Here is a 24599-nt window from a genome sequence, read left to right as displayed (position 1 = left end):
ATTTGAAAGGAACCCAACCGAGTGGCGAGCAAGGTCACCTCGGCCGTCATGCGTCAAGGGCTGCGGGTCCTTGGGGTGGCCATTCGTACCGAGAGGGCGGTGTTCGCGCTGGCAGTGCTGGCCAGCGCGATTTACGGCGGCATGACCGTCGCCTCCGCCTGGGCACTCGGCTGGGCGACGCAGAACGTGGTCCTGCCGGCCTTCAGAGATGGGCGCGTCGCCTCGGGCGCGCTGTGGACCGCGGCATTCCTCATCTTCGGCGCGGCCCTGCTGAAGGCGTTCGGCGTCGCCGGGCGGCGCATCCTGGCCGGCGTCCTGCAGTACCGCATGCAGGCCAGGTCACGCAGGGACGTGACCAAGCAGTACCTGCGGCTGCCGCTGTCCTGGCACCACCGCCACCCGACCGGGCAGCTGCTGTCGAACGCCAGCGCCGACGCCGAGGCCGCCTGGGCGCCGCTGGCGCCGCTGCCGATGGCCGTGGGCGTGATCGTCATGCTGTTCACGGCGGCGATCGCGATGGTGTTCACCGACATCGTGCTCGCGCTGGTCGGTTTCCTGATTTTTCCGGCCATCGCCGTACTTAACCTGGTCTATCAGCGCAAGCTCAGCCCGCTGGCCACCCGCGCGCAGCAACTGCGCGCGGAGGTCAGCGAGATCGCGCACGAGAGCTTCGACGGCGCGCTCGTCGTCAAGACGCTCGGCAGGGAGGACCTGGAGACCGACCGGTTCCGGCGGCGCGCCCACGAGCTGCGTGACGCCAACATCGCGGTCGGCCGCGTGCGCGGCCTCTTCGACCCGATGCTGGAGGCGCTGCCCACGCTCGGCGTGCTCGCGGTGCTCGCCGTCGGCGCGACGCGCCTGTCCGGCGGCGCGATCGACTCCGGCGCGCTGGTGCAGGTGGCCTACCTGTTCACGCTGCTGGCCTTCCCGATCAGGGCGCTCGGCTGGGTGCTGGCCGAGCTGCCGCGCAGCGTCGTCGGCTGGCAGCGGGTGCAGGCCGTGCTGGAGGCGACCGGCTCCATGGAGTACGGCGGCCAGAGCGCCCCGGCCTCCCCGTCGCCCGCCGCGCTGGAGATCTCCGGCGTCTCCTACGCCTACGGCGAAGCCGAGGTGCTGCACGGCGTCACCTTCGACGTGCCCGCCGGCCGTACCGTCGCCCTGGTCGGGCCCACCGGGTCGGGCAAGTCCACGCTCGTGCAACTGCTCGTCCGGCTGGTGGACCCCGACTCGGGAAAGGTGCTGCTCGACGGCGTGGACGTGCGCGAGCTGCCCTACGGCGGCCTGGCCGATTCGGTGGCGCTGGTGCCGCAGCAGACGTTCCTGTTCGACGACACCGTGCGCGGCAACGTCGCGCTCGGAGCGGACGCCGGCGACGAGGACGTGTGGGACGCCCTGCGGCTCGCGCAGGCCGACGGGTTCGTCGGCCGGCTGGCCGGCGGGCTCGACACGCGGGTCGGCGAGCGCGGCACGTCGCTGTCCGGCGGCCAGCGCCAGCGCCTGGCCCTGGCCCGCGCGGTGGTGCGCCGCCCGCGCCTGCTCATCCTCGACGACGCCACCTCCAGCGTGGACCCGCAGGTCGAAGCCAAGATCCTGTACGGCCTGCGCGACGCGGCCGAGGCGTCGACCGTCGTGGTCGTCGCCTACCGCATGGCCACGATCGCCCTCGCCGACGAGGTCGTCTACCTGGACAAGGGCCGGGTCCTGGACCGCGGGCCGCACGACGAGCTGATCGCGCGCTGCGCCGGCTACCGGAACCTGGTCACCGCCTACGAGCGCGAGGAGGCCGAGCGGGCCGCCATCGACGTCCCCGCCGACGAAGGAGCCCGTGCGAGCCTCCATGAGGTGCCGGGTGAGAGAGACGTGCGCACAGGTGACGAAGACCTGACCGCCGGGGACGAAGAGGAAGAGGTCAGCGCATGACGGCGCAGGGCATCCAGGCGCATTCGGAACGTTCCGCGCTGGCCACGATCCGGCAGGGGCTCACGCTCACGCCGGAGTTCCGCAAGGGCCTGGGGGTCACGCTCCTCCTGGCCGTCGCCGCCACCGCCGGCAAGATCATCGTGCCGATCGCGGTCCAGCAGACGATCGACACCGGGCTCAAGGGCGGCACGCCGGACCTTCCGTACATCACCCGGGCCGTCCTGATCTGCGCGGCGGCCGTGGTGCTCACGGCCCTGGCCGCCTACGTCATGAACGTCCGCCTCTACAAGGCGACGGAGTCCTCGCTGGCGACGCTGCGCGTACGCGGATTCCGCCACGTCCACGACCTGTCCGTGCTCACCCAGAACACCGAGCGCCGCGGCGCCCTGGTCTCGCGTGTCACCAACGACATCGACCAGATCAGCACGTTCATGCAGTGGGGCGGGCTGATGATCATCGTGGCGTTCGGCCAGCTCTTCGTGGCCACGGTGCTCATGTTCGTCTACTCCTGGCAGCTCACGCTGCTGGTGTGGGCCTGCTTCGTGCCGCTGATGATCGCGCTGCCGCGCTTCCAGAAGCTGCTGTCGCAGGCCTACACGATCGTGCGCGAACGCACCGGCGACATGCTGGCCGCGGTCAGCGAGTCCGTCGTCGGGGCGGCCGTCATCAGGGCGTACGCCTCCGAGCGCCGTACCGCCGAACGCATCGACAAGGCCGTGGACTCCACCAGGAGCGCCCAGATCAGGGCGCAGACCATCGTCGGCTTCGTCTTCCCGCTGACCGAGATCGTGGCCGCCACGGCCATCGCCGGGATCGTGCTGCTCGGCGTGCGGCTCGGCCTGTCGGGCGACATCACGCAGGGGGAGCTGATCGCGTTCCTGTTCCTGGTCACCCTGTTCGTCTCACCGCTGCAGACCGCCACCGAGGTGCTGAACGAGGCCCAGAACGCCGTCGCGGGCTGGCGCCGCATCCTCGGCGTGATCGACACTCCGCCGGACGTGGCCGACCCCGGCGACAAGGGGGTCAGCCTGCCGCGCGGCCCCATCTCCGTCGCCTTCCACGACGTTCACTTCTCCTATCCGGGCGGCGTGCCGGTGCTGCGCGAGGTCGCGCTGACGATCCCGCCGCGCTCCCGCATCGCGGTGGTGGGGGAGACGGGGTCGGGCAAGACCACGTTCGCCAAGCTCCTGACCCGCCTCATGGACCCCGTCTCGGGAAGCGTCACCGTCGACGGCCACGACCTGCGCGACATCCGCTTCTCCTCGCTGCGTGAGCGGATCGTCATGGTGCCGCAGGACGGCTTCCTGTTCGACGGGACGCTGGAGGAGAACATCCGCTACGGCAAGCCGTCGGCGACCGGCGAGGAGATCCGGCTGGCGATGACCGAGCTGGGCCTGACCGACTGGCTGGAGGGCCTGCCCGCCGGCCTGGACACGGCCGTGGGGCAGCGCGGCGAGTCGCTGTCGGCGGGCGAGCGGCAGCTCGTCGCGCTGGCGCGCGCCTACCTCGCCGACCCCGACCTGCTCCTGCTGGACGAGGCCACCTCGGCGGTGGACCCGGCCACGGAGGTGCGCCTGGCCAGGGCGCTGGAAGGCGTCACGCGCGGCCGTACGGCGATCTCGATCGCGCACCGGCTGTCCACGGCGGAGAACGCCGACGAGGTGCTGGTGTTCGACGCCGGCCGGCTCGTGCAGCGCGGGTCGCACGCCGAGCTGGTCCAGGAGCCGGGCGTGTACGCCGACCTGCACGCCTCCTGGATCTCGGCCGCGCACTCCTGACCCACCCGCGGACGGCGGTTCAGCCGGGCGCGGGGTTCAGTCGGACACGGCGGTTCAGTCGGACACGGCGGTTCAGTCGGACACGGCGGCGAACGTGACGGTCGTGCCCCTGGGCCCGGACACGATCGTGATGTGCTCGCAGAGCATCCGCGTCAGCCACAGCCCCCGCCCGCGGAACTCGAACCCCGCGGGCGGCTGGGCGTCGCTCATCCACCCCGCGGGCAGCCCCGGCCCCTCGTCGGTGACCTCGCACCACAACCGCCCGTCGTGCGACCACAGCCGCAGCCTCCCGTGCCCGCCCCCGTGCACGACCGCGTTCGTAGTGATCTCGTTGACCGCCAGCACGAAGTCCTCCAGCTGCCGGCCGGTCAGCCCCTCGTACGCGGCGTGCTCGGCGACAGCCCTGCGCAGGAAGGTGATGCGCCCGCGCGCGAAGCCCGCGCAGAGCACCTGCCTACACATCGCCCACGCGGCGGACGACGATGAACTCATCCGCCCTGATCAGCCGGAGCACCCGGGCGATGGACTCGCGGCAGACGACCACGGTGGAGCCGGGCGCCCTGGCCAGGGCCGTGAGCGTGAGCAGCTGGGCCGAGCCCGCGTCGATGAAGTCGAGCTGGGAGGCGTCGATCACGACCTCCGCCGGCTCCTTCTCCAGCCGCGCCAGCACCGACGCGAACGCCTGCCGGTTGGTGAGGTCGACGTCGCCCCAGATCCGCAGCCCTCTGGGCGACCAGGTGCTGGCGAAGCGCAACAACGCCTGGTCGGGCGCGATCGGGTGCACGGAGGTGGCCAGGTCGATGGCGTCACGGGGGAAGAGGCCGCGGTCGTACTGGCACACGGCCGCCAGCCGGCGCTCGGCGAACAGGTCGTTGGCCGCCGCCTCCAGCGCCGCCTGCCCCGATGCGTCCTGTACGCCCCAGGACGCGTCGATCAGGGCGTACACGCCGTGCTGGCCGTGCCTGCGGGCCCGGTCGCTGGCCTCGGCCAGCTCGCCGAACACCCGGTCCGGGCCGAGGCAGCCGTCCGTGGCGTGGCCGTGGGAACAGGCCAGGATCTCGATCTGCCCGGCCGACTCCGCGTCGGCGAACCCCGGGATCAGCGGCGCCAGCCAGGCGCGCGTCCGCTCGGGGCTGTCCGTGTGCGTGACGAGCACCACCCTGGTACGGCGGCGCAGCCCGTTCAGGGTGAAATCTCTGGTCGCCGTCATTCGCTCCCGCTCGCCCTCGAACGGCAGGCAGACGTGATCCCCCAGGTCGGGATCCAGAACGGAGCCATCGACGTGCACCACGATCGTGTCCTCCCCCTAGCACGCGTCGCCCCAGAAAATACTCTCCTGAGAGTCATCACGTAGCGCATTCTCTGCAAAACCCACCGTGACCGACGGCGGACAGGTGTAGCTTTTCCGCGGAGCCGCCGTAGCGGGACGCTTGCTCTCCGTGACGGACAAGTCGGCTCTTCCGCGCTTTGGGGGAAGCGCGGAGATCTGGGGCGGCGGGGAGTGCCCCCGCGGGGAGGGGTTGTGAGGAGCATGGGCGTGGATGTGCTGGAAATGACGCGACGTCAACACGGCGAGCTCGTGGTGGTCAGCCTCGCGGGCGAGGTGGACGTGGACAATGTCTCGAAGGTACGAAGATGCCTCGACGAAGCGGTGCAGACGCACGGCCCCCGGCTGGTGGTCGACCTGACCGCGCTGACCTTCATCGACACGACGGGCCTGGGCGTCCTGGTCCGTCAGCTGGCCGCCTTGCGGGACAGGGACGGGACGATGGCCCTGGTGGCGCCGGACGGGCAGGTGCTGCGCCGGCTGCGCAGGACGAACCTCGCGCCGCTGTTCCCCATCTACGACACGCTCTCCCAGGCGCTGGCTTGACCTCCTCCATCGGAGGCGACCACGGTGGTCGCGGCGGTGACGAAGGCGCGGAGGCGGGCTGGTTGAATGGCAGCATGTCCCTCGACCCCAAGATAGCCGCCAGGTTGAAGCGCAACCCCGACGGTCTCGTCCCCGCGATCGCCCAGCAGTACGACACCGGCGAGGTGCTCATGCTGGCCTGGATGAACGACGAGGCGCTGCACCGGACGCTGACCACCGGCAAGGCTACCTACTGGTCCAGGAGCCGGGCGGAGTTCTGGGTGAAGGGCGGCACCTCCGGCCACGTCCAGCACGTCAAGGGCGTGGCGCTCGACTGCGACGGCGACACCATCCTCCTCAAGGTCGACCAGACCGGCGCGGCCTGCCACACCGGCGACCGCACCTGCTTCGACGCCGGCGCACTCGACGTCTCACTCGGCTAGGCGGACTCCGATGGAACCCGAGCGTCCGGCCGAACCCCAGCGTCCGGCCCAGAGTCCGACAGGGGCAGTCGAGCCCGGCAAGGGGCGGGGCGAGCCGCGGGGCGAGCTGTGGGGCTGGGTGGCGATGACCGCGCTCGGCTGCGCGCTCGTGCTGCTCGCCGCCGGCCGCGCCTGGGTGAGCATCCCGCAGAGCGGCGCGGACGCGGGGCCGCCCACGGGCGGCGGCCTCGCCCCCGTGCTGACGCCTCTCGCCCTGGCCGGCCTGGCGGGGGTGGTGGCCGTGCTGGCCACCAAGGGGGCCGGGCGCCGCATCGTCGGCGGCCTGCTCGCCCTGTGCGGGGCCGGCGCGGCGGCGGGCACGTGGACGGCGCTGAGCGGCGCCACCGTGGCCGACGCGCTGCGCGATCGCAACGTCCTGCACGGCGCCACCGACCTGCCGTGGGAGATCGTCCCCGTGTGGCCCGCCGTCGCGGCCACGGGAGCGCTCCTCGTGCTCGCCGGCGGGGTGCTCGCGATCCTGCGCGGCGGCAGGTGGGCGGGCATGTCGGGACGCTACGAGCGGGAGGCCGGCAAGCCCCGGGTGGAGGCCGGCGACGACAAGGCGCTCTGGGACGCGCTCGACAGGGGAGACGACCCGACCGATTCGCGCTGAGATCCGGGTGATGACGAAATCTCTACTGTTCTGAACCTCTGTCTCCTTGGCAAACCTTTTCTCAATAAGCTGCCGTTGCAACACGCCACGAACACTTGAGGAGCCAAGCGCATGAGCTACGGGGACCAGGGCGGTAGCGGCGGCTACGGCGCGCAGCCGCCCGGTGGAGGATACGGTCAGCAGCCGCCCAGTGGCGGCGGTTACGGCTATGGTCAGCAGCCGCAGAGCGGGGGCGGCGGCTACGGGCAGGACCCGGCGAACGGCGGCTACGGTCAGCAGCCCCCGAGCGGCGGCGGCTACGGTCAGCAGCCCCCCAGCGGCGGCGGCTACGGTTACGGCCAGCAGCCCCCCAGCTCGGGCGCGTACGGCCAGCAGCCGCCGAGCGGCGGTTACGATCAGCCGGGCTACGGTCAGCCCGGTTACGGTCAGCCCGGTTACGGCCAGCCGGGTTACGGTCAGCCGGGCTACGGCCAGTACGGCATGCCCCAGGCTCCCCGGTCGACCAACGGCATGGCGGTGGCCTCGCTCGTCCTGGGCATCATCGGCCTGATCTTCTGCGGCATCACCAGCATCCCCGGTGTGATCCTCGGGCACATCGCGCTCAACCGGATCAAGCGCACGGGTGAGGAAGGCTCGGGGATGGCCGTCGGCGGCCTCGTGACCTCGTACATCACCGTCGTGCTCTGGGTGCTGGGCTGGCTGATCTTCGGCGGCATGCTGCTCTCCCTCATCGGGCTGAGCGCGGCGGCCTCCTCTTCGTACGACTACTGACCGGTCGGTAACCTGCCCTCTACGTAGCCGGACCGTGACGACCCGCTTGCGGTCCGATTACGAATTGTCCGCAAAATGGACGTTAGTCCTCGTAGAAGATGGTTTCTCGCTAGGCTGCCGCGCGCAACTCACCTCAAAAATGACGACATGAGGGGTCATTAGTATGAGTTACGGAAACCAGGGCGACGGTGGCTACGGCTCCCAGCCGCCCGGTGGCGGCTATGGTCAGCAGCCCCCTAGCGGGGGTGGCGGTTACGGCCAGCAGCCCCCGAGTGGCGGCGGCGGTTACGGCCAGCAGCCCCCGAGCGGTGGCGGCGGTTACGGTCAGCAGCCGCCCAGCGGTGGCGGCTATGGCCAGCAGCCCCCGAGCGGTGGCGGTTACGGTGGCGGCTACGGTCAGCAGCCCCCGAGCGGTGGCGGCTACGGCGGCCCCGGCGGTTACGGCGGCGCCCCGGGCGGCGGCGGCAACCCGCCCGACAACCAGCTTGTCCCGGCCATCCTCACCACCCTGTTCTGCTGCCTCCCGCTGGGCATCGTCGCGATCGTGAAGTCGTCGCAGGTGAACTCCAAGTGGCAGGTCGGCGACTTCCAGGGCGCGATGCAGGCGGCCGAGGAAGCCAAGACGTGGTGGAAGCGCAGCCTGATCTTCGGCGGCATCGCGATCGTCCTGCTCATCATCTTCTACGTCGTGGTGTTCATCCTGCTCGCCGCCAGCGTGCCGTCCACCACGTACTAGGCCGCGGAGCACGGGGACCGGCACGTACGGGAAGGCGGATACTAGGAGCATGAGCATCGCAACCACCGGGCGGCGCGGCACTGACCGCCTCAAAGGCCTGCTCGGGCCGCTCGGTGTTGCGGCCGGCGCGGGGGCCGCGTTCGCCTTCGTCGGCATGGTCGACCCCAACCAGCCGGGGCACTATCCGACGTGCCCGTTCCTGTGGATCACGGGCCTCTACTGCCCGGGTTGCGGCACGCTGCGCACGATGCACGCGCTGGCCCACCTCGACCCGGTCGCGGCGCTGGGGCTCAACCCGCTCGCCATGGCGATGATCCCGTTCCTGCTGTTCTGGTGGGGCAGGTGGGTCCTGCGCGCCTGGCAGGGCAGGCCGAGACGCACGACGCTGGCGCATCCGGCGTGGCTCTGGGGGTTCATCGCGATCGTCATGGTCTACTGGGTCGTCCGTAATCTGCCTTTCGGAGCGTTCCTCGCTCCCTGAGGCAGTTTTACTCGGGGCCTGTGGTGAGGTGACCTCAGTGGGGCCGATACCATCGCAGGACAGGCAGAGAGCGGACGCGAAGCGAACTCTCCGCCGCCCCCACTGTCGACCGGAGGGACCCCAGCGCGTGAGTGAGCGGACGGAAGGGCCGAGTGTCCTCGACGACATCCTCGACGGGGTGCGCGCTGACCTCGCCACACGTCAGCAGGCCGTCTCCATGGACGAGCTCAAGCAGCGAGCCGAGCGGGCCCACGCGCCCAGGGACGCCATGGCCGCACTCGGGGGCGACAGGATCTCGGTGATCGCCGAGGTCAAGCGGTCCAGCCCGTCCAAGGGCGCGCTCGCCGCGATCGCCGACCCGGCCGCGCTGGCCGCCGACTACGAAGCCGGCGGCGCGCACGTCATCAGCGTGCTGACCGAGCAGCGCAAGTTCGGGGGCAGCCTCGACGACCTGGCGGCGGTTCGCGCCCGGGTCGACATCCCCATCCTGCGCAAAGACTTCATCCTCACCTCCTACCAGCTCTGGGAGGCCCGGGCCTACGGCGCCGACCTGGCGCTGCTCATGGTCGTCTGCCTGGAGCAGGAGGCGCTGGTGTCGCTGATCGAGCGGGCCGCGTCCATCGGGCTCACCCCGCTGGTCGAGGTGCACACCGAAGAGGAGCTCGAGCGGGCGGTCGCCGCCGGCGCGCGGGTCATCGGGATCAACGCCCGCAATCTGAAGACACTCGAGGTCGACCGCGACGTCTTCGCGAAGCTGGCGCCGAAGATCCCCGATAATGTGATCAAGATTGCCGAGTCGGGCGTGCGCGGCCCGCACGACCTGCTCGCCTACGCCAGGGGCGGCGCCGACGCCGTTCTGGTGGGGGAGAGCCTGGTCACCGGCAAGGACCCGCGCAAGGCAGTGGAGGCGTTGGTGACCGCCGGCGCCCATCCATCGACGCGCCCCGACCACTCAGCAGAGGGATAGCAGTGGCATACGAAGGCTCCATCCTGACCGCCGCCGACCTGGCCGGCAACGGCGCGCGCGGCGACGACCCCGACGTGCACGGCAAGTTCGGCATCTTCGGCGGCCGCTACGTGCCGGAGGCGCTCATCCCGGCGCTCGACGAGGTCGCCGCGGTCTACGAGAAGGCCAAGAACGACGCGGAGTTCCTGCGCGAGTTCGACCACCTGCTGCGCACCTACGCCGGCCGGCCCACCACGCTGACCGACGTGTCGCGCTTCAGCGAGCAGGCCGGCGGCGCGCGGATCGTGCTCAAGCGGGAAGACCTCACCCACACCGGCGCGCACAAGATCAATAATGTGCTCGGCCAGGCCCTGCTGACCAAGCGGCTGGGCAAGAAGCGGGTGATCGCCGAGACCGGCGCGGGCCAGCACGGCGTGGCCACGGCCACCGCGGCCGCCCTGCTCGGCCTGGAGTGCGTCATCTACATGGGCGCGGTCGACTGCGAGCGCCAGGCGCTCAACGTGGCCAGGATGAAGCTGCTCGGCGCCACCGTGGTGCCGGTGACCAACGGCTCGCAGACGCTGAAGGACGCCATCAACGAGGCGTTCCGCGACTGGGTGACCAATGTCGACACCACCCACTACCTGTTCGGCACGGTGGCCGGGCCGGCCCCGTTCCCCGAGATCGTGCGCGACTTCGCGCGCATCATCGGCGTCGAGGCCCGCCGCCAGATGCTGGAGCTGACCGGCGAGCTGCCCGACGCGATCTGCGCGGCGGTCGGCGGCGGCAGCAACGCCATCGGCATCTTCCACGCCTTCCTCGGCGACGAGGCCGTGCGGCTGCACGGCTACGAGGCCGCCGGGCACGGGCTCGCCAGCGGCGAGCACGCGCTGACGCTCACCGCGGGCTCGGTCGGCGTGCTGCACGGCTCGCGCACCTACGTGCTGCAGGACGACGAGGGCCAGACCATCGAGTCCCACTCGATCTCCGCCGGGCTCGACTACCCGGGCGTCGGCCCCGAGCACGCCTGGCTGAAGGACACCGGCCGCGCCACCTACCACGGGGTGACCGACGACGAGGCGATGGCCGCGTTCTCGCTGCTGGCCAGGACCGAGGGCATCATCCCCGCCATCGAGTCCTCCCACGCCCTCGCCGGCGCGCTGGAGCTGGGCCGTGAGCTCGGCCCCGAGGCGACCATCCTGGTCAACCTCTCCGGCCGCGGCGACAAGGACATGGGCACGGCCATGAAGTACTTCAACCTCTGAGACCTTCCTGGGACGACGACTGGGATCTTGGTGTTTCTGCGGGGCTGAAAGAGCGTCGGCGGCCTGCGCCGGGCCGCTCGCCGCGCGGCCCGCGCACCGCCTGCGCCCCCGTCGGCGCGGGGGATTCTGGGCGGGCGCGAGGCAGGGCATCATGGTGAGACTCGACCTTCGAAACGGATAGACATGACGACTCTTCAGACGGTTTTCGCCAAGGCGAAGGCGGACAACCGGGCCGCGCTCGTCGGCTACCTGCCCGCGGGCTTCCCCTCCAAGGGCGGCGACGTCGCCGCCGCCGCGGCCCTGGTGGCGGCCGGCTGCGACGTCATCGAGATCGGCCTCCCCTACTCCGACCCGCTCATGGACGGGCCGACGATCCAGGACGCGGTGCACAGGTCGCTGGTCAACGGCACCCGCATCGCCGACGTGATGCGCACGGTCGAGGGGGTCGCCGCGACCGGGGCCGCCACGCTCGTCATGACGTACTGGAACCCGATCGACAAGTACGGCGCCGAGCGTTTCGCCCGTGACCTGGCCAACGCGGGCGGCGTCGGCACGATCACGCCCGACCTGACCCCCGAGGAGTCGGAGCCGTGGCGCGCGGCCTCCGCGGACGCGGGCATCGACACGGTGTTCCTGGTCGCGCCGAGCTCGACGCCGGAGCGCATCAAGGCCGTCGTCGACTGCTGCACGGGCTTCGTGTACGCGGCCTCGCTGATGGGCGTCACGGGTGCCAGGGAGAGCGTCAACGTGGCGGCCGAGGGCCTGGTCGAGCGGACGCGGGCGCACACGGACCTGCCGGTGTGCGTGGGCCTGGGCGTCGGCACGGGCGCGCAGGCGGCCGAGGTCGCGTCCTACGCCGACGGGGTGATCGTGGGGTCGGCGTTCATCCGGCGCATCCTCGACGCCCCCGACGAGGCCGCGGGCCAGGCGTCGATCTCGGTGCTCGCCAAGGACATGGCGCGGGGCGTACGCCGCTGATCGGCGGTGCAAGGGCATGACACTGGGCGTACGCCGCTGATCGGCGGCGCGTCGCACGTGAAGCGCGGTTTCCTCTCGGGGGCCGCGCTTTACCGTTTATGTCAGACGATGTGACGAAATTTCGGGACAAGTGCAAATGTCTGGCGCGTAAGTCCATGGCGTGCGGTCCGGCGCGGGGTGATGATCGGGGCTCCCGAGCGGTGTGACGCATGACCCCTGGAAGGACACCTTATGCGTCCGAGTCCCGTTACCCTCGCAGCTCTCGCACTCGTGCTCACGTCGTTGTCGCCGATGACCGCCCAGGCGCACGCCGACCCCGCACCCGTACCCACACCCACGCCTGTCCCGGCGCCGACGTACGAGCTGCCCTCCCCGGAGCCGTCGCCGACCGGCACGCCGCCGCCCAGCCCCACCGCGCAGAACGTGCCGCCGAGCCCCGCCGGCGTGGCGGACCCGATCACGATCGCCTCCCCGGCGCTCACCGTGGCGCTGGACCCGGCGTTCCCCCGCATCCTGCGCTACACCGACAAGGCCACCGGCGCCTGGCTCGACGGGAGCGCCTCCGTGCCCGCCGTGGTGCTCAACGGGCAGCCGCACGCCGCGAGCGTGGCCCTGACCGGGAACGACGGCGCCACCGCCCGCTACCGGCTGACGTTCGGCGACCTGCCCGGCGTCGCGCTGACGGCGAGCGTGGGGGTGAAGGGGCGGGTGACGACGTTCAGGATCGACGCGGTGGCCGACACCGAGGCGTTCCGGGTCGGCACGATCGACCTGCCGGGACACGACCTGGTCTCGGTGTCGAGCGCGCAGCAGGGCGCGGCCACCGCCTTCACCAGGCTCGACCCGAACTCCACCCGTACCGCCGATGTCTTCGCCCCCGTCACGGCCGCCACCGCGCCGGACGCGGCCCCGGCCGGCGCGACGTACGCGATCGTCAACACCGCGCTCCTGGCCGCCGCCGTCGAGTCGAACTCGACCTACGACCGGCCCTCCGGCGTGACGGACCGGGACGCGGCCAGGCTCTGGCACCAGGCCAGGAAGGACGCGGACGGCACCGTGCGGGTGGGCGTGTGGAGCGGCCAGTGGACCCACCGCGCCGAGGGCGCGCCGTTCACCGAGGAGCCGCCCTGGGCGAAGGTCGTGCTGACGCCCGACGCCAACGGCGACGGCGCCCTGGACTGGCAGGACGGCGCGATCGCGTTCAGGAGCATCGGGGTCAAGGCGCTCGGCGCCGAGCGGACGAAGGACCGCGTGGTCGCGCACATCCCGTTCAACTTCTCCAGCCAGGCCACGCATCCGTTCCTGCGCACGCTGGACGACGTCAAGCGGATCTCCCTGGCCACCGACGGGCTCGGCCAGCTCGCGCTGCTCAAGGGCTACCAGTCGGAGGGGCACGACGCGGCGCATCCCGACTACGGCGGCAACTACAACCGCCGCGCGGGCGGCCTGAAGGACCTCAACACGCTGCTCAAGGCCGGCAAGAGCTGGAACGCCACGTTCGGGGTGCACGTCAACGCCACCGAGTCCTACCCCGAGGCGAAGAGCTTCGACGAGCAGCTCGTGAACAAGGACGCCAAGGGCTGGAACTGGCTCGACCAGGCCTACCTCATCGACCAGCGCGGCGACCTGACCAGGGGCAGCCTCGCCGGCCGCTTCGCGCGACTGCGTCAGGAGGCCGACAGGAACCTCGCGGTGCTGTACGTGGACGTGTTCAGGCCGTACGGCTGGGTCGCCGACCGCACGCTGGCCGAGCTGCGCGCCCAGGGCTGGCAGGTGACCACGGAATGGTCGGACAAGCTGGAGCGCTCGTCGCTGTGGGCGCACTGGGCCAACGACCTCAACTACGGCGGCGTCACCAACAAGGGGCTGAACTCGCAGATCATCCGCTTCATCCGCAACGACGAGAAGGACGTCTGGAACGCCCATCCCATCCTCGGCAACGCGCGGATCGTCGAGTTCGAGGGCTGGACGGCGGAGAACGACTTCACCGCGTTCTACCGCAACATCTGGGAGCACAACCTGCCGGCCAAGTTCCTGCAGCACTACAAGATCATGGACTGGAACGCCGACGAGATCGTCTTCTCCGGCGGCGTGCGCGGGACGTACCGGGACGGCAGGCGGGAGCTGTTCGCCGGCGGGCGCAAGGTGCTCGACGGGGGCACGTACCTGCTGCCGTGGCAGGGCCGGTACTACCACGTCAACCCGGCGGGCGGCGAGACCACGTGGGACGCCGACCGGCCGATGACCGTCTACAAGCTGACCGACCAGGGCCGCGTGCGGACCGGCGTCGTCACCCCGTCCGGCGGGAAGATCACCCTGAACGCCGAGGCGGGCGTGCCGTACGTGCTCTACCCGGGCCGGGCGCCCGAGCCGGCCGATCCGGGCTGGGGGCAGGGGAGCGGCGTGCGCGACCCGGGCTTCAACGACGACCGGCTCGCCGGGTGGCGCGTCACCGGGCCGGTCGGCGTCGAGCGCAACGACCTCGGGCAGCGCGTCGCGCGGCTCGGCGGCGGCGCGCAGGCGCGGCTGGAGCAGCGGCTGAGCGGGCTGCGGCCGGGCCGCACGTACACCGCCTCCGCCTTCGTCGAGGTCGAGCCGGGCAGGACGCGCGCGACCACGATCGAGGCGGCGGGCGTCACGGCGACCACGATTGCGGCGGGCGCCGCCACCACGGTGAGCCGCTCGACCGCCAGGAACTACATCGCCTCCGACGAGAAGCACGACACCTTCTTCCAGCGGGTCAAGGTGACGTTCACCGCGCCCGCCGGCGGCGTCACGCTGCGGATCACGGCCGCCCAGGCGGACGGGGACGTGCGGGTGGACGACGTGCGGGTGTTCGAGCGGGAGCCGGTGGGCGGGAAGGAGACGTTCGAGTCCGTGGAGCCGGGCTGGGGGCCGTTCGTGAAGGGGGACGCGGGCGGGTCGTTCGACGCGCGCACGCACCTGTCGGAGCGGCACGAGCCGTACACGCAGGCCGGCTGGAACGGCAAGACGATCGACGACGTGCTCAGCGGCGACTGGTCGCTGAAGGCGCACGAGGAGCGGGAGGGGCTCATCTACCGGACGCTGCCCTGGACCGCGGCCTTCGAGCCGGGGCACGCCTACGAGGTGTCGTTCGCCTATCAGAACGCGCTGGCGGACACCTACCAGTGGGTCACCGGCTATGACAAGGGCGGCGCGAGCGTGGAGACCCGGCGCACGCCCATCCCCGAGCGGCGCGCCACGGACGTCTTCACCGAGCGGGTGGTCGCCGGCTGCGGTGACGTGTGGGTCGGGCTGCGCTCGCTCAGGCCCGAGCTGGCGGGCGCGGACTTCGTCCTGGACGACTTCTCGGTCACCGACCTGGGCGCGACGCCGGAGGCGCAGGCGTGCGGGTCGCTGGCGGTCGTGCCCGCCTCCGGCGCGTTCGAGCAGGGGGCGGCCAACGAGGTGAGCACGACGTTCACGAACCTGGAGGACGTGGCGGCCGAGGACGTGCGGGTGACGCTGGACGTACCGGAGGGGTGGGCCGTCGCCGGCGACGGGACCGGAACCGTCGCGCCGGGCGCGAAGCTGACCACCGCCTGGCAGGTCACCCCGCCCGCAGACGCCCCCTACGACACCTACGAGCTCAAGGCCACGGCCGCCTACACCGCCGGCGCGACGCGGACCCTGACGGCCACGGCGAGCGTGCGGACGCTGCCGCCGCCGCCCGCGGCCGACGCCTACGCCGGCGACGTGGAGTGGGTCAGCGCGGACAACGGCTGGGGGCCGGTCGAGCGCGACCGTTCCAACGGCGACACCGGACCGGCCGACGGCGGGCCGATCGTGGTCGGCGGGCAGACGTTCGACAAGGGGCTCGGCATGCACGCGCCCGCGAAAGTGCGTTTCTTCCTGGGTGGGAGGTGTACGCGATTCACAGCCGTGGTCGGGGTTGACGACGTCCAGGCGACGCGGGGCTCGGTGCAGTTCAGCGTGGTCGCGGACGGCGTGGAGAAGGTCCGCAGCCCGGTGCTCCGGGCCGCGGACCCCGCGTACGAGCTGGACGCCGACCTGACCGGAGCCCGCTTCGTGGACCTCGTCGCGGGGGACGGGGGAGACGGCAACGGCAACGACCACGCGGACTGGGGCGCGGCCCGCTTCACGTGCGGCTGAGCCCGGCTTATCCCAGATCGGGCGCGGTGCGCACCTCCAGCGCCGCGCCCACGCGGTCGAGCTCCAGCACGACGATCTCGTTCGCTCCGGCGCGCAGCAGGGGCCAGGGAAGGTAGAGGGTCCGCTGCGGGCCCCGGTCCCAGTAGCGGCCCAGGCAGAAGCCGTTCACCCACACGTAGCCCTTGCCCCAGCCGGGCAGCGCCAGGTAGGCGTCGGCGGGCTCGGCCACCTCCAGCCCGAACCTGAAGAACGCCTGCGGCCCGGCCGCCGGCTCGTCCGTGAACGGCACCTTCGACACGTCGTCCAGCGGGATCGCCCGCGCGCTCACCCCGTTCAGGTACTGCAGGCGGTGCAGCACCCCGCCGATCAGGCCCTTGCGCTCGCCGAGCCGGGGGCCGTAGTTCGGCCGTCCCATCGACTCCACCAGCACCTCGACGGTGGCAGGCCCGGCGACGAGCACCTCCGGCGGCTCCACGGAGCGCTCGAAGACCCCGGCGGGCTCGCCGTCCACGAACACGTGCGCCCGGTCGCGCAGCTCCGGCAGGGTCAGCCGGTACGGCTCACGCGGCCCGGGAACGCTCATCCGGTACAGGACCAGGCCGTGCTCCAGCCCGAGGTCCTCGAAGGCGGGCGGGTGCGGGGAGTGCGTCTCCGGGAGGGCGATCGCGTCCAGGGCGTCGCGCAGCCGTACGGACCCGGATGGCTGGAGGGTCGCGGCCGGCAGCGTGCCGGGCAGCGGCGGCACCTCGGGCGGCGGGCCGGCATAGCGGGACAGCACCTCCCTGAACCGCCAGAACTTCTCCGTCGGCGCCCCGCGCTCGTCGATCGGCGCGTCGTAGTCGTAGGAGGTCACGGTCGCCCGGTAAGGGCCGTCCGCCAGGTCCCCGGACAGGTTGGCGCCCGCGGAGCAGCCGAAGTTGGTGCCGCCGTGCGCCATGTACAGGTTGACCGAGGCGCCCGCCGCCAGCAGCCGCTCCAGCGTGCCGGCCGCGTCCTCCGCGTCCCTGAGCACGCGCTCCTGGCCCCAGTGGTCGAACCAGCCGCACCAGAACTCCATGCAGAACAGCGGCCCGCCCGGCCGGTGCGCCCGCAGCGTCTCGAAAGCGCGCTCGGGATCGGAGCCGAAGTTCACCGTGGCCAGCACGCCGGGCAGGGTGCCGCCCGTCAGATACCAGTCGGCCGGGCCGTCCGAGGTGCACAACGGCACCTCGACGCCCCTGGCCCGCAGCCCGTCCGCGAGGTGGCGCAGGTAGGCCTGGTCGGTGCCGTAGGAGCCGTACTCGTTCTCCACCTGCACCATGATCACGTTGCCGTCCCTGGTGACCTGCCGCTCGGCGATCTGCGGGATGAGTCGGTCGAACCAGCGGTCCACGTGGGCCAGGTATTCGGGGTCGCTGGTCCTGATCCGGCCGCTCAGCCAGGCGGGCAGGCCGCCGTTGTCCCATTCCGCGCAGATGTACGGGCCCGGCCGGACGATGGCCAGCAGCCCCTCCTGGGCCGCGGCGTCCAGGAAGCCGCCCAGCTCCGGCATCCGGTGGAAGCCGCCCTGCCGGGGCTCGTGCAGGTTCCACGGCACGTACGTCTCCACCGTGTTGAGCCCCATCGCCCGCAGCATCCGCAGCCGGTGCCGCCATTGCTCGGGGCGTACCCGGAAATAGTGCAGCGCACCGGACAGCACCCGGAACTCTGCGCCGTCGAGCAGGAACGCTCCACCGTCGATCGAGAAAACGCGCATGACCTTCCTCCGATAGGATTTCGCGCCCAGCAGCCTCGCCGAGACCCCAGGCCGGCGGCCATGGACAAACCCGGGCGCCTGTTGGACTCCCAGGGAAGGGGGCCCATGTCGTTCCGCCAGTGGATGCACTACCTCACGCCGGGCCCCGCCCACCGCGGGCTCGGCCTGGTCTGCCTGGGCGTCGGGCACCAGGAGGGCAGGCTGCCCACGGTCGGGCCGCGCACCATGCAGAACCACGTCGCCGTCGTCGTCACCGAGGGCGCCGGGTGGTTCTCGCACGCCGGAGGGCCGCGCGCCCAGGTGGTGGCCCCGGCCGTGCTGTGGCTCCTGCCGGGCGTCGAGCACCACTACGCGCCGCACGATCCGGGCTGGAGCGAGTGGTTCGTCGACTTCACCGGCCCGGCCGCCGTCGCCTACCAGGAGCTCGGCTTCGTGGACGCGGCCGATCCCGTCACGCCGCTCACCACCGCGGAGCCGGCCGTCCACGCCATCGGGCGCATCGCCCAGGCGTGCCGGAGGGGGAGCCCGTACCTGGAGGTGGAGACGTCGGCCACCGTCCACGAGGTGCTGGTCGCGCTCAGGCGCAGCCGCGCCGACGAGGATCCGCACGGCGATCCCGTGCTCGCCGGGCTGGCCAGGGACGCCTGCCTGCCGCTGTCGGTCGCCGAGCACGCCGCGCGGCTCGGGATGCCGCTGGACGCGCTGCGGCAGGCCGTGCGCAGGCTCGCCGGGTGCAGCCCGAAGGACTACGTGCTGGCGATCAGGCTCAACCGGGCCAAGGATCTGCTCGCCACCACCGACCTGCCGGTCGCCGCCGTGGCCAGACGGGTGGGTTACGAGGATCCGGCCTACTTCACCCGGTTGTTCACGAGACGAGCGGGATTGCCGCCCAGCGAGTTCCGCGCACAGCAGTATCGCGGCATTCCCGCTGGTCCGTGAGCCTTAGCCCATGCTTATGCCCGGCGTGGTCAGATGAGATCCCGGTACTGTGCCATTCACCGGGCGCATGCACTGGCTCCCTTCACCGGGCCATGCGCTGCACCCTTTCCCGGCATGGAAACAGAGGAGATGACCCTTGATCGCGTCACAATCGTCACTTAGGGCGAGTACGACGATACCCTGGGTGACGACCGTCGCCCGGCTGGTTCTGGGCGTGGTGCTGATCGCGGCGGGCGCGCTCAAGATCGGCAACCTGTCCGACTCCGTCGTGGCGGTCAAGGCGTACCAGCTGCTGCCCGAGTCGATCGCCGTCATGGTGGGCTACATCCTGCCGATGCTGGAGATCGTGGTCGGCGTGCTGCTGGTCGTCGGTCTGCTGACCAGGGTGGCCGCGGTGATCGCCGGGCTGCTCATGTTCGCCTTCGTCTTCGGCATCGCCTGGGCCTGGGCGAACGGGCTGCGGATCGACTGCGGCTGCTTCGGCGGCGGCGGCCGGCTGGGGGAGGGCCAGGAGCCGACATACCTGCTCGACATCCTGCGCGACTTCGGCCTGGTGCTGCTCGGCGCCTGGACGGCGCGCTTCCCGCCGGGCCGGTTCGCGCTCGACGGGGCCCTCGGCCTGGGGGACGACACAACGGATGTTGAGGGGGACGACTGATGAGCAAGGCCCAGCGCACCAAGACGGCGTCGAAGTCGGCGCGCGAGAAGATCAGGGAACAGCAGGCCCAGGCCAGGGCGCGCGACAAGCGCAAGCGCCTGGTGACGTACGTGACCGCGGGCACGGTCGCCGTCGCCGCGCTCGGCCTCGGTGTCTGGTACGGCATCAGCAACTCGCGCTCGGAGGAGGCCATGGGCGACCTCGCACCGGTCACCGTGCAGGCCGACGGCACGGCCGTGATGGCCAAGGCGGGCGTCACCAAGCCGGTGGTCGACATCTACGAGGACTTCCAGTGCCCGGCCTGCAAGGAGCTCGAACGGGTCAGCGGCCAGACGTTCAAGAACCTCGCCGCCGAGGGCCTCGCCAAGATCGTCTACCATCCGATCACGATCTTCTCGCAGGAGCCGACCAAGTCCAACTCCGTGCGCGCGGGCAGCGCCGCCCGGTGCGTCGCGGACGGCAAGCAGTGGCTCACCTTCCACGACCTGCTCTTCAAGAACCAGCCGTCGGAGACCGTGGAGGGCTTCAAGACGGACCAGCTCATCCAGCTCGGCAAGGAGGCCGGGGTGACCGCACCGGGCTTCGAGCAGTGCGTGACCTCGGGAAAGAACACCGAGGCGCAGCTCTCGTACAGCAAGAAGATCAGCGACGCGCAGAAGCTCACCCATACGCCGACGGTGAAGTTGAACGGGACAGAAATCGACAATTCCCAGCTCTTCAGCCCGCGGCAACTTCGCGATGCGATTACGAAGGCGGCTAAGTAGGCTCGGTTCCGCTACCCTCACCTGACATGCCCCTTGCCTCGATTCCCAGCCCTTCCCAAGGGGTCTGGTATCTCGGATTCGTACCGATCCGGGCTTATGCGCTATGCATCGTGCTCGGCGTCATCGTCGCCGTCTGGCTGAGCGAGCGGCGCTGGCGCGCTCGTGGTGGCGAAGCGGGGACGATCGTCGACATCGCGGTCCCCGCCGTCATCTTCGGGCTGATCGGCGGCCGCCTCTACCACGTCATCACCGACTGGCAGACCTACTTCGGCAGCCGTGCGATCAAGGAGCCCTACCAGGCGCTGTTCATCTGGGAGGGCGGCCTCGGCATCTGGGGCGCGATCGCGCTCGGCGGCGTCGGCGTGTGGTGGTCCGTGCGCAGGCGCGGCATCTCCATGAGCGCCGTCGCCGACACGGTCGCGCCCGGCATCGCCTTCGCCCAGGCCATCGGCCGCTGGGGCAACTGGTTCAACCAGGAGCTCTACGGCGGGCCGACCACGCTGCCGTGGGGCCTGGAGATCGACGTCGACCACGGCGGCGAGCCCGGCGTCCTCTACCACCCGACCTTCCTGTACGAGTCGATCTGGGACCTGGCGCTGGGCTTCGTGCTCCTGTTCGCGGGGCGGCGCTTCGCGCTGCACTACGGGCGGCTGTTCGCGCTCTACGTCGCCGGCTACACGCTGGGCCGCTTCTGGATCGAAGGGCTGCGCATCGACCCCGTGGGCGGGGTGGATCACGCGGTGACGCTCCTCGGGCTGCGGATCAACCAGTGGACGTCGATCGTGCTCTTCCTGGGCGCCCTGGTCTATCTGTACGTGACCAGGAACAAGGACTCGGTGGAGATCGTGGTGCCGCCGACTGCCACCTACGCGGGGCCGTCGGAGTCCGGCGATTCCGAGACGGCTTCGAGCGAGGGCGACACCTCAGCCTCAGCCTCGGACCCCGACTCGGCCCCATCGGACCCATCGGACCCGGATTCTGCCTCGGACCCGGCAGCCGGCTCGGGAGCGGCGGAAGCGGCCTCGAAGAGCGGTGACGCGGCTTCTGAGGGCGGTGACGGGGCCAAGGAGACGTCGGCCGCTGCCGCCGAGACCTCCGCCGCGGACGCCGAGGCGTCCGCGGCGGCCGATGAGGATGCCGAAGCCGAGGCTCCAGGCGACGGGAAGCCTGCGGCGGTCTCGTCCGCCGCAGCGGAGACCCCTGTCGCTGAGGCCCCTGTGGCCAAGGCATCCGCAGCGGAGACCTCTGCCGCCGAGACTCCTGCCGCTGAGGACGACGGCACCCCGGCGGAGAGCGCCCGGGCAGCCGGCGACCAGCCGTCGGAGGACGTCCGCGCGTCGGACGACCCTGCGGAAAGCGCCCCTGCGGAGGACGACCGTGTGGACGCCGATCGTGCGGAGGGCGACGTGCCCGATCCTGATGCCGTGAAGAAGGAGAAGAACTCGCGATGAGCGGTCGCGCGGAGATCCACCACCAGCATCGCGACGTCACCGGAGGCTGGTTGCGGCCATCGGTGTTCGGCGCGATGGACGGCCTGGTGTCGAACTTCGCGCTCATCGCCGGTGTCGCGGGCGGCACCGCCAACACGAGGGTGATCGCCCTCGGCGGTGTCGCCGGGCTCGCCGCCGGAGCCCTGTCCATGGCGGGCGGCGAATACGTCTCAGTGGCCAGCCAGCGAGAGCTGGCCCAGGCCGAGATCGCCGTCGAAAAGCGTGAGCTGGCCCGCTATCCCGAGGACGAGCAGGCGGAGCTCGCGCAGACCTTCGTCGACAAGGGCGTGGCGCCGGAGCTGGCCGCCGAGGTGGCCAGGCAGATTTCGCAGAACCCCGACCAGGCGCTGGAGGTCCACGCCCAGAACGAACTGGGCGTCGCACCCGGTGAGCTGCCGTCGCCGTTGGTGGCCGCGGTGTCGTCGTTCCTGTCGTTCAGCGTGGGGGCGGTTCTGCCGCTCCTGCCGTACCTGTTCGGGGCCGGAGGGCTGGCCGTGTCGGCGGTGGTGTCCTGCGTGGCGCTGTTCGCGGCGGGCGCGGTGGTGTCGGCCGTCACGGCGCGCAGCTGGTGGTATTCCGGGCTGAGGCAGCTCGTGGTCGGGGCGGTGGCGGCCGCGGTCACGTTCGCGCTCGGCAACCTCATCGGGGCGGCGGGGCTGTGATGGCCCGCAGAAGAGGCCCCGCAGGCTCGAAGGGCGGCAGGCCGGGCTCGGACGGCCTTCCCGGCTCGTCCGGTGGCGGTCGCCCCTCGCCCGGTGCGGACGGCACGACCCCGGCGGGTGGCCGCCACTCGTCCTCGACCCCGGACGGCACCGTCCCGGGCCGCCACACCCCCTCGGGCACCGACCCACGCGGCGGCCGGCCCCCAGCAGACGGTTGGACGGCATCCGGCACCGACGGCGGCGGCTGGTCCGCCTCCGCCACCGACAGCACCGGCTGGGCGACATCGGGCACGCACGGCGGCGGCCACACCGCACCGGGCGCATATGGCGACGGCCAGCTCACAGGCACACACGGCGCCGGCCGCAGTGCGCCGGGCCCGGGAACGGACAGCGCCGGTTGGACAGCGTCCGGCGCTCACGGCGACGGCCGGGGCACAGGTGCGCACGGCAGTGGCCGCACTGCGCCGGGCCCGGGTACGGATGGCGCCGGTTGGGCTTCTGACCCTCTTGGCGACGGCCGAGCTGCAGGTGCGCATGGTGGTGGCCGGCTTGCGCCGGGTACGGATGGTGCTGGTTGGGCTTCTGGCGCTCATGGTGATGGCAGGGCGGCAGGTACACATGGCGGTGGCCGTACGGTGTCCGGCACGGACGACGGTGGCTGGGCCGTGTCGGGTTCGCACGGTGGCGGGCAGACCGCGTCGGGCACAGATGGCGTTGGTTGGGCCGCGTCCGGCTCCCATGGTGGTGGTCGGCCGGCGTCAGGCGCACACGGTGGTGGCCGGGCCGCGCGGGGCGATGGCCGGGCGGCGCCGGGGCTGGACAGTGCCGGTTGGGCGGCGTCCGGCGCGCATGGTGGTGGCCGGATGGTGTCGGGCACGGATGACGGCGGCTGGGCCGTATCAGGTCCGAGTCACGACGGCGGGCAGGCAGCGGGACAGGACGGTGGCAGGTCGGCGGCCGACGGAGGCGGTCGGTCCGCCTCGAAGTCCCATGGCGGCCGGGCGGCGGCGCGGGCACGCGGCCGGAGCCGGTCCGCGGACCACGCCGACAGCCGCTCCGCAGAGGCGGCCAGCGACGCGGAGTTCTGGGATGAGGGCGGCGGTAGCTGGGCCACGGAATCGGGCGGCGGTCGCCGGGCAGCAGGCACGGATGCGCAAGGCCGGGCGGCAGCGGACGGCGGCCGAGTAGCCGAGGCGCAGGGCCGGACTGCGGGTGGCGAGGCGCAGGGGCGGGCCGTGGGCCGCCGGGCCGCGGGTCCGGAGGAGCAGGGACGGGCTGCGGACGGTGGCCGGGCTGCGGCTACGGAAGCGCAGGGCCGGGCTGCGGGCGGTGGTGGCCGGGCGGCCGGTGGGGGGCGTCGTGGTCGTGGGGCGGGTCCCACGGGCGGCGGCCGATCGACCGGGCTGGTCAGCGGCGACTGGGTGGGTGACGCCGATGACGGCGGTCGCCCCGAAGGCGATGTCGACAGCCTCGGCCTCGGCGACGGCCTGGGGCGTGGCCGGGCGGCGGCGGATCCGGATGGTGGCGCCGACGGCGATGGCGGGCGGTTCGCGTCGCGTAAGCGGCGGCGTACCCCGCGCTCCGACTGGCAGTTCCCCATCCTCACCGACTGGGGTTTCCGTCCGGAGCAACAGCGGCTGTTCGTCATCATCGCCACGGTCGTGGGCGTGCTGGCGGGCGGGATCGGCCTGGTGGTCGCGGTGAACTCCATCGGCAGCTACTCATCGGAACGTCCGGCCAGCGCGGCCGTGCTCGGGCCCGACGCGACGCTCCCGACGGTCTTCCGCGGATGGGGCTCGCCGAAGCTGTTCGAGCCCCTCGCGGACCGGGCGAAGGACGGGCGCGCGCTGACCGAGAAAGAGGTGTTCGGCCAGGCTGAGCTGCCGGTCACCAAGAAACTCAAGCTCAAGCTCGTCGCCAAGCAACTCGACACCGACTGCTCGGCGGCGCTGTGGGGTGAGAACCTCCTCGAACAGGTGTCGGAGTCCGGATGCACCCAGGCCGCCCGTGGCCTGTACGCCAGCTCCGACGGCCGCTACATCGGCCAGTACACGCTACTCAATCTCAAGGACGGCCAGTCGGCCTCCGACCTGGTCCAGTCGTTGAAGACTCTTTACCGGGACGGGTGGGCGCGCCCGCTGACCTCCGCCAAGTCGTCCTTCCCCCCGGGCGGCCACTCCGAGTCGGGCGGCTACGCGCTCGGCCACTACGTCGGCCTGGTGTGGCTCGGCAGGGCCGACGGGACGGAGCCCACGCCCAAGGACGACTTCGTCTCCCTCACCCTGGCACTGCGCGGGGCCGAGAAGGCCGTCTACCGCCGCGTCGTCTCGATCACCGGACCCACCTCCTGATGTCCAGCACAGATCACGGAAGCGGTCCCTGGACGTCCGATGCC

Annotated in this window: 21 protein-coding genes; 18 read left to right on the top strand and 3 right to left on the bottom strand. The window is 71.7% G+C overall.

Translation table 11 applies throughout. The annotated features are described in order from the left end of the window. The first annotated feature begins 48 nt into the window (after positions 1–48). The gene (locus ABEA43_RS54190) at positions 49–1920 is read left to right on the top strand and encodes an ABC transporter ATP-binding protein (RefSeq protein ID WP_345574880.1); all 1872 of its coding nucleotides are present in this window, start codon (positions 49–51) and stop codon (positions 1918–1920) included. After that, entirely contained in the window at positions 1917–3698 is a 1782-nt protein-coding gene (locus ABEA43_RS54185; RefSeq protein WP_345574756.1) for an ABC transporter ATP-binding protein, read from the top strand. Before ABEA43_RS54190 ends, ABEA43_RS54185 begins: the two co-directional genes overlap by 4 nt. 72 nt (positions 3699–3770) lie before the next feature. On the opposite strand, the gene ABEA43_RS54180 is transcribed toward ABEA43_RS54185, so the two are convergent. Together ABEA43_RS54180 and ABEA43_RS54175 are read right to left on the bottom strand one after the other, a co-directional pair. Beyond that, positions 3771–4160, bottom strand: a complete 390-nt coding sequence (locus ABEA43_RS54180) for an ATP-binding protein (RefSeq protein WP_345574754.1) — start codon at positions 4158–4160, stop codon at positions 3771–3773. Further along, positions 4153–4989 (bottom strand): MEDS domain-containing protein, encoded by an 837-nt coding sequence (locus ABEA43_RS54175; RefSeq protein WP_345574752.1) that lies wholly within the window; start codon positions 4987–4989, stop codon positions 4153–4155. The genes ABEA43_RS54180 and ABEA43_RS54175 overlap by 8 nt, the downstream gene beginning before the upstream one ends. Before the next feature lie 246 nt (positions 4990–5235). Between ABEA43_RS54175 and ABEA43_RS54170 the strand changes: the two genes are divergently transcribed. From ABEA43_RS54170 to ABEA43_RS54125, 10 genes are all read left to right on the top strand, one after another. After that, positions 5236–5571, top strand: a complete 336-nt coding sequence (locus ABEA43_RS54170) for an STAS domain-containing protein (protein WP_345574750.1) — start codon at positions 5236–5238, stop codon at positions 5569–5571. A gap of 74 nt (positions 5572–5645) precedes the next feature. Then, a complete protein-coding gene (gene hisI / locus ABEA43_RS54165; protein WP_425570605.1) occupies positions 5646–5993 on the top strand; it encodes a phosphoribosyl-AMP cyclohydrolase in 348 nt (115 codons plus the stop codon). 10 nt (positions 5994–6003) lie between these two features. Then, a complete protein-coding gene (locus ABEA43_RS54160) occupies positions 6004–6645 on the top strand; it encodes a Trp biosynthesis-associated membrane protein (RefSeq protein ID WP_345574748.1) in 642 nt (213 codons plus the stop codon). A 111-nt stretch (positions 6646–6756) separates the two neighbouring features. Beyond that, positions 6757–7416: a DUF4190 domain-containing protein gene (locus tag ABEA43_RS54155; RefSeq protein WP_345574746.1), complete on the top strand. Its 660-nt coding sequence runs from the start codon at positions 6757–6759 to the stop codon at positions 7414–7416. A 163-nt stretch (positions 7417–7579) separates the two neighbouring features. Next, positions 7580–8152 (top strand): CD225/dispanin family protein, encoded by a 573-nt coding sequence (locus tag ABEA43_RS54150; protein ID WP_345574744.1) that lies wholly within the window; start codon positions 7580–7582, stop codon positions 8150–8152. Positions 8153–8201: 49 nt separating this feature from the next. Then, positions 8202–8633, top strand: a complete 432-nt coding sequence (locus tag ABEA43_RS54145) for a DUF2752 domain-containing protein (protein WP_345574742.1) — start codon at positions 8202–8204, stop codon at positions 8631–8633. A 127-nt stretch (positions 8634–8760) separates the two neighbouring features. Then, complete coding sequence (gene trpC / locus ABEA43_RS54140; RefSeq protein WP_345574740.1) at positions 8761–9600, top strand: indole-3-glycerol phosphate synthase TrpC; 840 nt, start codon at positions 8761–8763, stop codon at positions 9598–9600. Positions 9601–9620: 20 nt separating this feature from the next. After that, a complete protein-coding gene (gene trpB / locus ABEA43_RS54135; protein WP_425570608.1) occupies positions 9621–10844 on the top strand; it encodes a tryptophan synthase subunit beta in 1224 nt (407 codons plus the stop codon). Between the two features lie 183 nt (positions 10845–11027). Next, on the top strand, positions 11028–11822 hold the full coding sequence (gene trpA, locus ABEA43_RS54130; protein ID WP_345574738.1) for a tryptophan synthase subunit alpha: 795 nt from the start codon (positions 11028–11030) through the stop codon (positions 11820–11822). Between the two features lie 270 nt (positions 11823–12092). After that, on the top strand, positions 12093–15956 hold the full coding sequence (locus ABEA43_RS54125) for an endo-alpha-N-acetylgalactosaminidase family protein (RefSeq protein ID WP_345574736.1): 3864 nt from the start codon (positions 12093–12095) through the stop codon (positions 15954–15956). A gap of 7 nt (positions 15957–15963) precedes the next feature. On the opposite strand, the gene ABEA43_RS54120 is transcribed toward ABEA43_RS54125, so the two are convergent. Then, positions 15964–17691 carry a glycoside hydrolase family 35 protein gene (locus tag ABEA43_RS54120; protein ID WP_345574734.1) on the bottom strand — a complete coding sequence of 576 codons (1728 nt, stop codon included), beginning with the start codon at positions 17689–17691 and terminating at the stop codon, positions 15964–15966. 105 nt (positions 17692–17796) lie between these two features. Here ABEA43_RS54120 and ABEA43_RS54115 point away from each other — a divergent pair, with 105 nt between their 5' ends. From ABEA43_RS54115 to ABEA43_RS54090, 6 genes are all read left to right on the top strand, one after another. Next, positions 17797–18630: a helix-turn-helix transcriptional regulator gene (locus tag ABEA43_RS54115; RefSeq protein WP_345574732.1), complete on the top strand. Its 834-nt coding sequence runs from the start codon at positions 17797–17799 to the stop codon at positions 18628–18630. 184 nt (positions 18631–18814) lie between these two features. Next, positions 18815–19288 (top strand): MauE/DoxX family redox-associated membrane protein, encoded by a 474-nt coding sequence (locus ABEA43_RS54110; RefSeq protein WP_345574730.1) that lies wholly within the window; start codon positions 18815–18817, stop codon positions 19286–19288. Then, on the top strand, positions 19288–20052 hold the full coding sequence (locus ABEA43_RS54105) for a DsbA family protein (RefSeq protein ID WP_345574728.1): 765 nt from the start codon (positions 19288–19290) through the stop codon (positions 20050–20052). The genes ABEA43_RS54110 and ABEA43_RS54105 overlap by 1 nt, the downstream gene beginning before the upstream one ends. A gap of 26 nt (positions 20053–20078) precedes the next feature. Beyond that, positions 20079–21503, top strand: a complete 1425-nt coding sequence (gene lgt / locus ABEA43_RS54100) for a prolipoprotein diacylglyceryl transferase (RefSeq protein ID WP_345574726.1) — start codon at positions 20079–20081, stop codon at positions 21501–21503. Then, positions 21500–22204, top strand: a complete 705-nt coding sequence (locus ABEA43_RS54095) for a VIT1/CCC1 transporter family protein (protein ID WP_345574724.1) — start codon at positions 21500–21502, stop codon at positions 22202–22204. The genes lgt and ABEA43_RS54095 overlap by 4 nt, the downstream gene beginning before the upstream one ends. A gap of 1421 nt (positions 22205–23625) precedes the next feature. Further along, a complete protein-coding gene (locus ABEA43_RS54090; RefSeq protein WP_345574722.1) occupies positions 23626–24555 on the top strand; it encodes a hypothetical protein in 930 nt (309 codons plus the stop codon). The last annotated feature ends 44 nt before the right edge of the window (positions 24556–24599 follow it).

Origin of the sequence: Nonomuraea rosea (genome assembly GCF_039539705.1) — a bacterium.
In the GTDB taxonomy this organism is placed as follows: domain Bacteria; phylum Actinomycetota; class Actinomycetes; order Streptosporangiales; family Streptosporangiaceae; genus Nonomuraea; species Nonomuraea rosea.
The sequence above is the reverse complement of the archived record's forward strand: the minus strand, read 5'-3'. Positions and strand labels throughout refer to the sequence as shown.